The sequence below is a fragment of the Citrobacter sp. LST-B2 genome, from assembly GCF_057983045.1.
The window spans coordinates 2,286,882-2,300,589 of the sequence record NZ_CP192598.1; the positions used below are offsets into that span (position 1 = coordinate 2,286,882).

11 protein-coding genes are annotated in these 13,708 nt (G+C 55.1%); 8 read left to right on the forward strand and 3 right to left on the reverse strand.

The window, feature by feature from the left end; translation table 11 throughout:
• Window positions 1–253 precede the first annotated feature (253 nt).
• The 3 genes from ACQ0PY_RS10965 to ACQ0PY_RS10975 are packed head-to-tail and all read left to right on the forward strand — an operon-like array spanning window position 254 to window position 2,771.
• The gene (locus ACQ0PY_RS10965; RefSeq protein ID WP_054176649.1) at window positions 254–1,276 is read left to right on the forward strand and encodes a methionine ABC transporter ATP-binding protein; all 1,023 of its coding nucleotides are present in this window, start codon (window positions 254–256) and stop codon (window positions 1,274–1,276) included.
• Entirely contained in the window at window positions 1,269–1,937 is a 669-nt protein-coding gene (locus ACQ0PY_RS10970; protein WP_099434103.1) for a methionine ABC transporter permease, read from the forward strand. Before ACQ0PY_RS10965 ends, ACQ0PY_RS10970 begins: the two co-directional genes overlap by 8 nt.
• Window positions 1,938–1,958: 21 nt before the next feature.
• Window positions 1,959–2,771 (forward strand): MetQ/NlpA family ABC transporter substrate-binding protein, encoded by an 813-nt coding sequence (locus ACQ0PY_RS10975; RefSeq protein ID WP_044265416.1) that lies wholly within the window; start codon window positions 1,959–1,961, stop codon window positions 2,769–2,771.
• A gap of 92 nt (window positions 2,772–2,863) precedes the next feature.
• On the opposite strand, the gene ttrA is transcribed toward ACQ0PY_RS10975, so the two are convergent.
• The 3 genes from ttrA to ttrB are packed head-to-tail and all read right to left on the reverse strand — an operon-like array spanning window position 2,864 to window position 7,672.
• Entirely contained in the window at window positions 2,864–5,929 is a 3,066-nt protein-coding gene (gene ttrA / locus ACQ0PY_RS10980) for a tetrathionate reductase subunit TtrA (RefSeq protein WP_446894203.1), read from the reverse strand.
• Entirely contained in the window at window positions 5,922–6,944 is a 1,023-nt protein-coding gene (gene ttrC, locus ACQ0PY_RS10985; protein ID WP_099434105.1) for a tetrathionate reductase subunit TtrC, read from the reverse strand. Before ttrC ends, ttrA begins: the two co-directional genes overlap by 8 nt.
• Complete coding sequence (gene ttrB / locus ACQ0PY_RS10990; protein WP_043000833.1) at window positions 6,944–7,672, reverse strand: tetrathionate reductase subunit TtrB; 729 nt, start codon at window positions 7,670–7,672, stop codon at window positions 6,944–6,946. The genes ttrC and ttrB overlap by 1 nt, the downstream gene beginning before the upstream one ends.
• 179 nt (window positions 7,673–7,851) lie before the next feature.
• Here ttrB and ttrS point away from each other — a divergent pair, with 179 nt between their 5' ends.
• The 5 genes from ttrS (at window position 7,852) to ACQ0PY_RS11015 (ending at window position 13,700) form a co-directional block, all read left to right on the forward strand.
• Entirely contained in the window at window positions 7,852–9,624 is a 1,773-nt protein-coding gene (ttrS, locus tag ACQ0PY_RS10995) for a tetrathionate respiration histidine kinase TtrS (protein WP_090050018.1), read from the forward strand.
• Window positions 9,599–10,201, forward strand: a complete 603-nt coding sequence (ttrR, locus tag ACQ0PY_RS11000) for a tetrathionate respiration response regulator TtrR (RefSeq protein WP_446894204.1) — start codon at window positions 9,599–9,601, stop codon at window positions 10,199–10,201. Before ttrS ends, ttrR begins: the two co-directional genes overlap by 26 nt.
• Window positions 10,202–10,294: 93 nt before the next feature.
• Complete coding sequence (gene fumD, locus ACQ0PY_RS11005) at window positions 10,295–10,504, forward strand: fumarate hydratase FumD (RefSeq protein ID WP_044254724.1); 210 nt, start codon at window positions 10,295–10,297, stop codon at window positions 10,502–10,504.
• A gap of 446 nt (window positions 10,505–10,950) precedes the next feature.
• A complete protein-coding gene (locus tag ACQ0PY_RS11010; RefSeq protein ID WP_043000829.1) occupies window positions 10,951–11,577 on the forward strand; it encodes a ferredoxin-like protein in 627 nt (208 codons plus the stop codon).
• Between the two features lie 20 nt (window positions 11,578–11,597).
• Window positions 11,598–13,700, forward strand: coding sequence for an aldehyde ferredoxin oxidoreductase (locus tag ACQ0PY_RS11015; protein ID WP_043000828.1), 2,103 nt, complete (start codon window positions 11,598–11,600; stop codon window positions 13,698–13,700).
• The last annotated feature ends 8 nt before the right edge of the window (window positions 13,701–13,708 follow it).

The following is a 13,708-nucleotide window of genomic DNA, read 5'->3' on the forward strand; positions in this document are numbered from 1 at the left end:
AAACGGTGTTTCAGAATACATCCAGGCAGTTACACAACAAATTGTTATTAAACAAGTCGTGTCTGCCAATTGCGCAAACGCAAAAACCAGGCTGTGTTGCGCAACCCAACTTATTCCTTCAAGTTATAACAAATGACTTTTAAATCATTTCAAATCTAAATTACCCTGATTACACTCGTTTGGACATCCATACTGCTAAATAGCTGAAAGCGCTGGCAGGATAACAATAAGCAGCCGCGGATACCCAAACGACATGATTGTCCTGAAAAATATTTCGAAAGTGTTCACGCCAGGCCGGCTATCCATTACTGCGGTTGATAATGTCAATTTGACCGTGGAGCAGGGACAGATTTACGGAATTATTGGCTACAGCGGTGCCGGGAAAAGCACCCTGATTCGTCTGCTCAACGGGCTGGAAAAACCAACCACGGGCAGCGTGACCATCAACGGTCATGATATTACTGCCGCTCGCGGCGAATCGCTGCGCCAGGCGCGCCTGAAAATCAGCATGGTCTTCCAGCATTTTAATCTGCTGTGGTCGCGCACCGTGCGCGACAACATCGCCTTTTCAATGCAAATCGCCGGTGCGCCAAAAGCAAAAATTCAGGCTCGCGTGGCGGAACTGATTGAACTGGTAGGGTTGACGGGGCGCGAAAATGCCTTTCCGTCACAGCTGAGCGGCGGGCAAAAGCAGCGCGTGGGGATTGCACGCGCGCTGGCCAACAGCCCGGATGTATTGCTGTGCGATGAAGCCACGTCGGCGCTGGACCCGCAAACAACCGATCAAATTCTTGATCTGCTACTTGATATCAACCGCCGCTTCCAACTGACGATTGTGTTGATCACCCATGAAATGCACGTGGTGCGCAAAATCTGCGATCGTGTGGCAGTGATGGAGAACGGTCAGGTGGTGGAAGAGGGCGACGTCTTGAGCGTCTTCACGCATCCGCAACAGCCGATTACCCGGCAGTTTGTCCGCCAGGTGGGACAGTATGCTGATGAAGAAGCCTTTAACCCACAACTGGCGAGCGAACTGGGCGGCACGGTAATTAAATTAACCTTTACCGGGCACAGCACGCATCAGCCGATCGTTGGCGAACTGACCCTGCGCTACGGTCTGCCATTCAATATCCTGCACGGCAAAATGACCCAGACGGCGCATGGCGTGTTCGGCCAGCTGTGGCTGCACGTGGTGGCGTCGGAAGAGCAACTCAATAACATTCTGGACGACCTGCAAAAAAGCGGCATTGACGGTGAGGTGATTCAACATGGCTGAGAATCTGTTTCCCCATCTGAAATGGGATCAACTGTTTGCCGCTACTCAGGAGACGCTGTACATGACCGCGCTCTCCGGGATTGCGACCTTTGTTCTCGGTATCGTCCTCGGACTGGCGCTGTTTCTTACCGCACGCGGCGGGCTGTTCCAGAACCGTGTGCTGTACAGCGGCATTTCGCTGGTGGTGAATATTTTCCGCTCGATCCCGTTCATTATTTTGATCGTCTTACTGATCCCGTTTACCAAAGCGATTGTCGGCACCATTCTTGGCGCGAATGCCGCCTTACCGGCGCTGATTGTCGGTGCTGCACCTTTCTATGCGCGCCTGGTTGAGATCGCCCTGCGCGAAGTGGATAAGGGCGTCATTGAAGCCACACGTTCAATGGGCGCTCGTCTCAGCACCTTAATTTTTCGGGTTTTGTTACCTGAATCGTCACCCGCTCTGGTGTCCGGTATCACCGTGACGCTGATTGCGCTGGTCAGTTACAGCGCGATGGCTGGGGTGATCGGGGCAGGTGGTTTAGGGAATCTGGCTTATCTGGAAGGATTCCAGCGCAACCACAACGACGTCACGCTGGTGGCGACAGTGACCATTCTGGTTATCGTCTTCATTATCCAGTTCTGCGGCGATGTGATCACTTCTCTGTTAGATAAACGCTAATAAAATACGGAAACCATTATCATGAAAAAATCACTGACACTTCTCGCCGCAGCCACCTTAAGTGCCCTGAGCTTCGCCTCCTGGGCGGACACGTTGACCGTGGGCGCGTCTAACGTACCGCATGCCGAAATCCTCGAACAGGCCAAACCGATCCTGGCGAAACAGGGGATCGATCTGGAGATTAAACCGTTCCAGGACTACATCCTGCCGAACACCGCGCTGGCGGGCCGTGAGATTGACGCCAACTACTTCCAGCATATTCCCTATCTGAACAGCGTGCTGAAAGACCATGCCGGGGATAAGACCTACGATTTTGTCAGTGCGGGCGCCATCCACATTGAGCCTATCGGCATCTATTCGAAAAAAGTTAAATCACTGAAGGATCTGCCGGAAGGCGGCAAAATCATCATGCGTGATGCGGTGTCGGAAGAGGGGCGTATTCTGTCTATCTTCGAGAAAGAAGGCGTAATCAAACTGAAGCCGGGCGTGGACAAAGTGACCGCACGCATCAGCGACATCGTGGATAACCCGAAGAAGCTGAAGTTCCTGCCTAACGTGGAAGCCGCGCTGTTGCCGCAAATGTACAACAACGATGAAGGTGATGCGGTGGTGATTAACGCCAACTACGCTATCGACGCTGGTCTGGATCCGGTACACGACCCGATCGCGGTGGAAAGCGGTGAGAACAACCCGTATGCCAACATCATTACTGTGCATCGTGGCGACGAGAAGAAAAAGGATATCGTCGCACTGGTTGACGTCCTGCACTCAAAAGAGATTCAGGAGTGGATCCGCACCAAATACAAAGGTGCGGTCATTCCGGTGAATAACTGATCCGTTTTTGCCGGGAGACGGCTTCGCCTTACCCGGCCTACGTTGTCCTGTAGGCCGGGTAAAACGCGCGAGCATTGCCATCCGTGCAAGTGTCAGACCCGCTCAATTCTTGCTGGCAGCCCCTGACGGACCGCGGCGCCGGACACCCAGTCCAGCCAGGTGTTACTGATTTTTCGCGTCGGATCGGCAAATCCCAGGTCATTCAGGTTAATCCCCGATTTCACTTTCGCATCAAACGGCAGCGGTTCACCGTCCAGCGTGTGTTGCGCGCCGCCCATCTCCCGATGCCCATAGCCGTGCTCGATCGCGATGACTCCAGGCATTACGCCGTGCAGCAAACTAATTTGCGCCTCAACCTGTCCACCCGGTGTGGTGATCCGCACCGTGTCGCCATGGGAAAGCCCGAAACGCTGACCGTCCTGCGGGTTCAACGCCACCAGATTGACCGGCTTAACGTGGTGCAAACGTGGGATTACCGCAGACGCACTGGCCATGGTATTGGACTTAAACGAGATAAGTTTGAGCGGCCACTGTGCCAGCGGGAACAGGTCGTCCACCGAACGTCCGTCAGAGAGTCTTGCCGGATACCACGCCGGACAGCCGCTGTAGCGCTCGCCAGTGATAGCATGACGATGAGCGGCAACCTCGGCGTTCCAGATTTGCAGCGGTTTTTCCCACGCGTTGCCGACCCGGTTTTCTGCCCGTCCGCTCTTGTCCGGTGCGAAACGCCCGCCGCGTGAGTAGATAAACGCCACCCGACGCACTTCTTCTGCCTTTAGCGTCTGCTCAATGACGGGCATAATGCGGCGGACGCCTGTGAGTTCAATATCTTCCGTTACCGCTTCGGCGACCGGGGCCTTCCCCATAAACGCGATATTGGCGGCAACGCGCAGATAGTAGTCTTCGGCACGGTTGAGCGGATAATGGTTCCCTGCGCTGTCGGATATCGCATTGTCGCCAAACCCCGGCAGATGCAGTTGCTTTGCCACCGCGATGCAGAATGCCTCCATCGAAACCGGCTGACCGTCGGCGGTTGTGGCGGTGGCAGCGGTAACAATCGGCCAGCGAGCGGTGGTGGCTTTACTGGCGACGCCAGCCCACGGCGCGCTGAATCCCCAGCTTTCGAAATTATGCGTGTCCGGTACGATGTAATCCGCAAGGGCCGTCGTTTCGTTCATATACGCGTCGATGGCAATAAACAGCGGCAACCGTGCCGGATCTTTCAGCTTTTCTTCGGCCACCGCGCGCAAACCGGGTATGCCATACAAGGGATTGGTCATGTTGGAGATCCACGCTTTCAGCGGGTACGGATACCCTTCCAGCGCGGAACTCAGCAACTCAGTCAGTTGACCGGCGACAAACGGATACCACGGTGCTTTAGCCGGGAAGGGGGAACGCCCGGCGGCGACCTTGTCACGGTACTCTTCAGAAGATTCATACGCCGTTTTGCTTCGCGCGATGCTCAGCCCTTTAGGCTTCACCTTTCCTTGAAAACTCGCCATGTTGTAGCGTGGGCCGTCCGTTGCGCCGTTGAATTTTCCGCCGCCGACAAAGACGCCGCCTTCCAGACTGAGGTTGCCGATCAGCGCGTTCAGCATCATCACCGCCCACGCATTATAGAAACCATTTCCTGCCATCATGCCGCCGTGGGTGATGACCGCCGCTTTACGTCCGTGACGGGTAAAGGCATCCGCCAGCGCGATGATGTTGTCCTCAGCCACACCGCACTGCTGGCTGTACTGCGTGAGCGTCATTTTTTCCGCCGATTCTTTCAGACACTGGAAGCTGCTCTTCACCGTCACGCTACGTCCGTCGGCGAGCGTGACCTGGCGCGTGGCAAACAGCGTGGCGTGCAGACAATCACTGGCGGGGGCCAGCTCGTTGTGTTCATTAACAACCAGTGGATCATTGGCCGCGGAAGGGTCCAGATGGCGACGCGTTAAGTGCTGTCCCGCCAGTCCGGGAAGATCGTCGGCGATCACCAGATGCGTGGCGTTGGTCCAGCTCTTCTCGTCAGCGTGTTGCATGGCCTTTGCGCCGGGCAGCGCCAGATAATCGGCGTTGTAGCGTTGGTTTTCGATAATCCAGCGGATCATTGCCATCGCCAGCGCAGAGTCGCTGCCGGGGATCACGGGTAACCAGTGACCGTGATCGTCAGCTAACACGGTGGTTAACGGCAGCGCCGGGGCGACGACCACATAGCTGAAATCACCGCGCAGGCGTGCGCTGGAAAGCTGTCTGGCCTGGCGTTTAAACGGGTTGCCCGACTGTGCGGGCGAGGTGCCCATAAACAGCGCGAACTCGACGTTATCCCAGTCGGGCTTTACGTGGGTGTTTTTATCGAGATCGCCCATCAGCGCGCCGGAACCTGCGCGATAGGCCAGTCCACAATAGGAGCCATGCGCGCCAAAGTTCTTGCTACCGAAACTGTTGAGAGCAAAGCGGCGTAGAAATGTATCTCGCCCATCGTCGCCGGTATTGGTGACCAGAAGCTGGTTGGATTTAGGACCAAACCCCGGATGTTGCGGATCAATGGGGGTCGACGGGGCATAAATGGCGCGCAGGCCGTCAACGTGACCCTCGCCAAACAGGTCGCCGCCTTCCACCACTTCATTGATCAATTGTTCAAAGCTGATGCGCTGCCATTTACCTTCGCCGCGTTTACCGACGCGTTTCATCGGCTCAAGAATACGCAACGGGCTGTACAGACCTTCCAGTTGCGTCGCGCCCCTGGCGCAGGCCGTCGAGCGAGCATCAAGACCGTTCTCGCCTGCCAGTTGCGCCATCGCCGTGCTGAATGGCACTGACGCGTCAATATGATGCTCATGAGAAAGCGGATGATACGGGTTGCCGGCAATACGTAGCACCCGGTTGGTTTGTTGATCAACGCGTACTCTGACGCCGCACTGTGTCCAGCAACCGAAACATTGGGTCATGGCGATGGTTTGCTGCGTATTCTGCTGCCAGCGCGGGTGCGCGTTGGCTTCCGGGATCAGCGCGTTACCGATGATGTGGTCGCGGGTGATTTTACCCGAGGTGCCGTTGATCAAGCCGTCAATGGCGCGCTTCGCGACGTCACGATAGCTAAGGGCGAACGTCGCCATACCGCCGACGGCCAGGCCGACTTTGAGCCACTGACGACGGGTTAAATTAGCCATGTTGCAGTCTCCTTGCGAGTCCGTTCACGCTTTCGCGAATAATAATAAGCAGCGCTATCCACAGGCCGAAGGTGCCGAGGATGGCAAGCCAACCGTCGGTTCCGGCGGGCAGGGCGTATGGGTTGAACTGGGCGTTGAATTTCGGCAGCGTCTGCCCCTGAATCAGCAGCGTCCAGCGCATGAGCCAGCATAGCGCCATCGCGCTCAACGCCAGCAGGCTACGCAGAGGCAATGACAGCGGACGACGCAGGGCGATAACGCTAAACAGCAATGAGATCAGCCAGAATGCCAGCCAGCCTGAGGCGTAATGGCGTGCCGATGCGGAGATTGCCAGCCACTGGCGGATGGCCATACCGGAAAGCGTATCGCCGCAGACCCAGAAAATAATGACGGCTGCAAGGGCGAGCAGTGTCAGCAGTTGTCCGAGCGCGAGGCGCTTTTGCGTTGGAAAATCATCGCGCAGCCCGACGATTAACAACGCTAAAAAGGTTTGTAGCGCACTCAGGAACATCACCAGCACAAAGGCATAACTGAACCAGACGGGGCGAGCCTGCACCACAGAGACTTCCCGCCCGGTATAGAGCAACAATCCTATCGCGGTCAGCGCGCTGGCACACGCGAACCATTTTGTGACAGCGTAACTTTTACCAGTGAGTTGCCTGTAAACCTGCGCCAGAAACCAGAGTCCGAGGAACGCGGTAAACAGCGGCAAAAACAGGGCGCCCCACGGCATCCATGACCACGGCGTAGGGTACGCATAGAAATGCCAGACACGGGCTGTCTGGTGGAGATCGGCGGTTAGCGCCAGCGGTGCGGTGATTGCGCAGGTTAGCGTAATCAGCAGCGTCAGGTTTTCCAGGGCGGGATTATCCTTTTTCCGCCAGTGCAGGACGGCACCAGACAGCGCCCCGCAGGCGGCAATACCGATGAAAAAGAAATACTGTACTGCCCAGGGAAGCCAACTCACCGCCTGTGGACGGGTCAGCACCTCTTCAATGATTAAGGGTGACATTATCAGACCTCCTGCCAGAGTGCGGGTTGTGCGCGGCCCATCAACGGGGAGACAAACGCCTCATCCAGTCCCAGATAGAAGACATGGGGCACGGTGTTGTTTTCCGGTTTCAACACCTTGATGGTGTCATGATGGGTGCGGATTAATTGCGAAATACGGCTTTGCGGATCGCGGATATCGCCGATGATGCGCGCGCCGCCAACACAGGACTCCACGCAGGCGGGGAGAAGTCCGGCCTCTAAACGATGGACGCAAAACGTGCATTTATCGGCGGTCTGCGTTTCATGATTGATAAAACGGGCGTCATAAGGACACGCCTGCACACAGTAGGCACAACCGACGCAGCGGGTGTTATCGACCACGACGATGCCGTCTTCGCGTTGAAAGGTGGCCTGCACCGGACAAACCGGTACGCAGGGCGGATTGTCGCAGTGGTTGCACAGACGCGGTAACAGCACATTGGTCACCTCATCCGCCACCTGGACCTGATACTGATTCACATGGGTACGGAACTCGCCCTGCGGCGTCTGGTTTTCAATCGCACAACTGACGGTGCAGGCCTGACAGCCGATGCAGCGGCGCAGATCGACAAGCATCGCGTAACGCTGCTGTGTGGAACCGCCGTGGCGTTCAGGTGAAAAAGAAAATTTCGCCTGCGCCAGTGGAACCAGCGACGCGCCTGCGGTCAGGACGCCCAGTTGCTGGAGAAACTGCCGTTTACTGCTGTCCATTTTTTCTCCCGTCTCAAGGCAACAACGAAACATTTGTCACGCCGTTGGGTTGCGTGTGATGAATAAAGAATGTCGATGATTTACAGTGTAAAAATCGTGGCGGGGGCAGCTCTATTGTGGTTAACCACATACCCGGCGGGTTGTTGATCTAAAACAACATAATCAACGGGGATAAGGGTGTGAGAGGTAAAAAGGTGATGAGGCTGACGCTGCTGGCGTCGGCCTTAATGTTCAGCGGCGCTTCGCTGGCGGGCGCATGGAATATCGGGATTCTGGCGATGCGGGGTGAGGTCTCCACCCGTAATCACTGGCAGGCGCTGGAAACGCAGCTTAATCAGCAGATTCCCGGAGAACGGTTCCACATTCTGCCGCTGGATCTGCACCAGATGCAGGCGGCGGTCAACAACGCAAGCGTACAATTTGTGGTGACCAACCCGGCACAGTTTGTGCAACTGAACAGCCATTCACCGCTGCGCTGGTTGGCGTCTCTGCGTTCTGCGCGCGGCACGGGGAACGTCATTGGCAGTGCGATCCTTGCCCGGCGCGACAGCGGTATCACCAGCGTGCACGATCTGATCGGTAAAACAGTGGGGGCCATTGATCCTCAGGCGTTCGGCGGCTACCTGCTGGGATACAAAGCGTTGAGCGACGCCGGCCTGCGCCCGGAGCGCGACCTCAACCTGCGATTTACTGGTTTTCCAGCCGATGCGCTTCTTTATTTACTCCGTGAAAACGCGGTGCAGGCGGTGATTGTTCCGGTCTGCCTGCTGGAAAAAATGGACGAAGAGGGACTGGTTGATAAAACCGATTTTGTCGCGGTGCTCAACCGTCCCGGAAATATTGCATGTTTGGCCAGTACGCCGCTCTATCCTGACTGGTCGTTTGCCGCGTTGCCTGCGGTCAGTGATGCGCTGGCCGATCGCGTCACCCGCGCGCTGCTGGCTGCACCTGACACCTCCGCGTTCCATTGGGGAGCGCCGGCGTCGACCAGCCAGGTGGAGGCGTTACTGCGCGACGTACAGCAGCATCCACAGCAGCGACGCTTATGGCTGGATGTGAAAAGCTGGCTGATACAACATCAGTGGCTGATGGGCGGGACTGCGCTGATCCTGCTTTTGCTGACCCTGAACTACATCTGGGTGATGCTGCTGGTTCGTCGCCGTGGTAAACAACTTGAACGCAACAGCGTCCAGTTGCGCCAGCAGGAGCAGGCGCTGGAAACGGCCAGGCAGATGAGCGTTCTCGGCGAAATGACCTCCGGATTCGCGCACGAACTGAATCAACCGCTGTCGGCTATTCGCCATTACGCGCAGGGCAGCCTGATTCGCCTGCAGTCTCAGGATCCGGCGCACGCGTTACTGCCTGCGCTCGAGCATATCGATCGGCAGGCGCAGCGCGGGGCCGAGACGCTGCGAAATTTGCGACGCTGGGTGAGTCAGGCTCAGGGAAGCCCGATCCGCACGGAAGAGTGGGAGAACATCAGCATCCGCGAGGCGGTTCAACATGTCTGGCAACTGTTACGCATGGCACAACAGTTTCCGATGTTAATTTTACACAGCAATATCGATCGCGCGTTGACGATGTTGCTGCCGCCGGTTTTGCTGGAGCAGGTGCTGGCTAATCTGATCCTCAACGCGGCGCAGGCGGGTGCCACCGCGTTGTGGATTGACGCCTCAGCGTCGACACAGGGCGTGCACATGACGTTGCAGGATAATGGCGGCGGTATCAACGATGCATTATTGCAGCAAGCCTTTCAGCCCTTCAAAACCAGTCGGAAAGAGGGGATGGGACTGGGGCTGGTGATTTGTCAGCGGCTGGTACGTTACGGTCAGGGAGAGATTAACCTGCGAAATCAGACCGCGCCTGACGGGCTGCCTGGCGTGGCGGTTGTACTGGATTTTACTCAACGGGAGGACAGGAGCGGCAATGACGATAATTCATTTACTGGATGATGATGTGGCGGTCACCGATGCCTGCGCCTTTCTTCTGGAGAGCCTGGGCTATCCGGTCACGTGCTGGGAAGAAGGGGCTGTTTTTCTTGCGCAGGCCGATTTGTATCAGACCGGCGTACTGCTGCTGGATATGCGGATGCCGGTCATGGATGGTAAGCATGTCCATGCGGTGTTGCGCCAGCGCGAAAGTACGCTGGCAGTGGTGTTTCTGACCGGACATGGCGACGTGCCGATGGCCGTCGAGCAGATGAAGCAGGGGGCGGTAGACTTTTTGCAAAAACCGGTCAGCGCCAGACCACTGCAAACGGCGCTGGAGCGTGCGCTGGTGGCATCGGAACAGGCCGTAGCCCGACAACAGATCATCACCTGTTATCGCGCACTTACGGCAAAAGAACGTGAGTTAGCAGGTTTCGTCGTTAATGGACTGATGAACCGCGAGATTGCGCAGATGATGAACATCGCGGTACGCACGGTAGAAGTACATCGCGCCAGGGTGATGGAAAAAATGCAGGCGGCAAATCTGGCGGCACTGGTCAACAAATGGCAACAATTGAAAGAAACGCATATCGTTGAATAGTACCGTGAGTTATTTATTTGATTTTCTTTGTTTTTTGTCATCCCCTGCAGTCTGATATATGCTGTTTAACTGGACCAGCAATGAGAGACAATAATGGGAAACCTGACAAAAGACGATGAACTGTACCGTGAGATGTGCAGAGTGGTTGGCAAAGTGGTGCTGGAAATGCGCGATCTGGGACAGGAACCCAAACATATCGTGATTGCCGGGGTACTGAGAACCGCACTGGCGAACCAGCGTATTCAGCGTAGCGACCTCGAAAAACAGGCAATGGAAACGGTAATCAAAGCGCTGGCCAGCTAACCGCATTAGGGGATGAACGCATCCCTTATTTCCTGAAACGCGAATTATTCAGGGGCAATATTACCGTTATTGGCTAATTCGCTATATTTTTTAATATATCACGGCCGCTTTTTAATTTATAGTTGGGAACAATTTCACATTTATTTGTAATCTGGTGGAACAGTGTTTCACTGTCTTTATGATAATAAATATCACTACGCATTTAATATTTCCCTTCCCATTTTTAATTGATAATGATCAAAGTCATACCTACCAATAACTCCCATTATTTATTTCGCCTAACCCTAAAGGATTAGTTTATTTGCGTTAAGTTGCGTTATTTATGCAATCCGGTTATGGCAGAACTTCAGCTGTGGGAGGCAACATCAGAGGCTCTGTTTCAGCATAATTAGCATCAGCCTGGGACGTGTTGTCGGCACTGCGTTTGCGAAGAGGATGCAAAATAAATGAACCAGGTTGATCGTCCATTATTAGATACTGGCTTAACGCGGCTGGAATTCCTGCGTATATCAGGAAAAGGCCTGGCAGGGTTAACCATCGCGCCCGCGTTACTGTCACTTTTTGGCTGTAAGCAAGAAGATATCGATAGCGGCACCGTGGGGTTGATCTCCACGCCGAAAGGGGTGCTGGTAACCCAACGCGCCCGCTGTACCGGTTGCCATCGGTGTGAAATTTCTTGTACCAATTACAATGATGGTGCCGTCGGCACCTTCTTTTCCCGCATTAAAATTCACCGTCATTATTTCTTTGGCGACAAGGGACCAGGCTCCGGCGGCGGCCTGTATGGCGATCTGAACTACACCCCGGACACCTGTCGTCAGTGCAAAGATCCGCAGTGCATGAAGGTGTGCCCCATTGGGGCGATTACCTGGAGCCAGGAAGACGGTTGCATTGCCGTTGACCACCGACGTTGTATCGGTTGCAGCGCCTGTACTACCGCGTGTCCCTGGATGATGGCCACCGTCAATACCGAAACGAAGAAATCATCAAAATGTGTGTTATGCGGTGAGTGCGCCAGTGCCTGCCCGACCGGGGCATTAAAAATCATCGAGTGGAAAGATATTACTGTTTGAATCTTGCAAAGGAAAACATTATGGCTAACGGTTGGACAGGTAATATTTTACGGGTCAATCTTACAACAGGCGATATTACCCTTGAAGATTCCAGTAAATTTAAAAAATTTGTCGGCGGTATGGGGTTCGGCTACAAAATTATGTACGACGAAGTTCCCGCTGGCACTAAACCCTTTGATGAAGGCAATAAATTAGTTTTTGCGACGGGACCGCTTACCGGATCCGGCGCTCCATGCAGTTCTCGCGTTAATATCACGTCGCTCTCTACATTCACAAAAGGCAATCTGGTTGTCGATGCACATATGGGCGGTTTTTTTGCCGCACAAATGAAATTTGCCGGCTATGACGCCATCATCATTGAAGGCAAGGCGGCATCCCCCGTCTGGCTCAATATTAAAGACGACAAGGTCACGATTGAAAAAGCCGATTTTCTGTGGGGGAAAGGCACCCGTGCAACCACGGAAGAAATTTGCCGGATGACGTCACCAGAAACCTGCGTGGCGGCGATTGGTCAGGCGGGTGAAAACCTCGTGCCGCTCTCCTGTATGCTCAATAGCCGCAACCACAGCGGTGGCGCAGGGACCGGCGCGGTGATGGGGTCGAAAAATCTGAAAGCCATCGCCGTGGAAGGGACCAAAGGTGTCAACATTGCCGATCGCAAAGAGATGAAGCGGTTGAATGATTACATGATGACGGAGCTGATTGGCGCGAATAATAACCATGTTGTGCCCAGCACACCGCAGGCATGGGCGGAATATTCCTCGCCCGCGTCACGCTGGACTGCACGCAAAGGGTTGTTCTGGGGCGCGGCGGAAGGTGGGCCGATCGAGACCGGCGAGATCCCGCCGGGTAATCAGAACACCGTCGGCTTCAGGACCTACAAATCGGTCTTCGATTTAGGTCCGGCAGCGGAAAAGTACACGGTGAAAATGAGCGGCTGCCATTCTTGTCCGATTCGCTGCATGACGCAGATGAACATTCCTCGCGTGAAGGACTTTGGCGTGCCGAGCACCGGCGGGAATACCTGCGTGGCGAACTTCGTCCATACCACCATTTTCCCGAACGGTCCGAAGGACTTTGAAGACAAAGGCGATGGCCGGGTCATCGGCAACCTGGTGGGTCTGAATCTGTTTGATGACTACGGTATCTGGTGTAACTACGGCCAGTTGCACCGCGACTTTACGTATTGCTACAGCAAAGGGGTGTTTAAACGCGTCCTGCCGGCGGAAGAATATGCCCAGATCCGCTGGGATCAACTGGAAGCGGGCGATCCGAATTTCATCAAGGATTTCTATTATCGTCTGGCGCATCGCGTGGGTGAACTTAGCCATCTGGCGGATGGGTCGTATGCCATTGCCGAGCGCTGGCAACTGGGTGATGAATACTGGGCGTATGAAAAAAATAAACTGTGGTCACCGTTTGGTTTTCCGGTTCACCACGCCAACGAAGCCTCGGCGCAGGTGGGGGCCATCACCAACTGCATGTTCAACCGCGATTGTATGACCCACACCCACATCAATTTCATCGGCTCGGGTTTGCCTTTAACACTCCAGCGGGAAGTCGCCGCGGAACTGTTTGGTTCACCAGACGCCTACGATGAAACGAAAAATTACACGCCCATCAACGCGGCAAAAATTAAATATGCCAAATGGACGTTGCTGAAAGTGTGCCTGCATAACGCCGTCACGCTGTGTAACTGGGTCTGGCCGATGACCGTGTCGCCGCTGAAAAGTCGCAACTATCGCGGGGATCTCGATCTGGAAGCCAAATTCTTTCAGGCCGTAACCGGTGATGAAACCACTCAGGCCAGTCTCGATTTAGCCGCAGAACGTATCTTCACTCTACATCGCGCCTACACGGTGAAACTGATGCAGACCAACGATATGCGCAATGCGCACGATCTGATCTGCTCGTGGGTGTTTGATAAGGATCCGAAGATTCCGGTCTTTAGCGAAGGCACCGACAAGATGGACCGCGACGATATGCGTGAATCCCTGACGCTGTTTTATAAAGAGATGGGCTGGCACCCTGAATTGGGCTGCCCGACGCGTGAGACGTTGAATCGACTCGGCCTGGAAGATGTCGCCGATGACCTGGCCGCGCAGAATCTGTTGCCGGCGTAAGGAAAAAA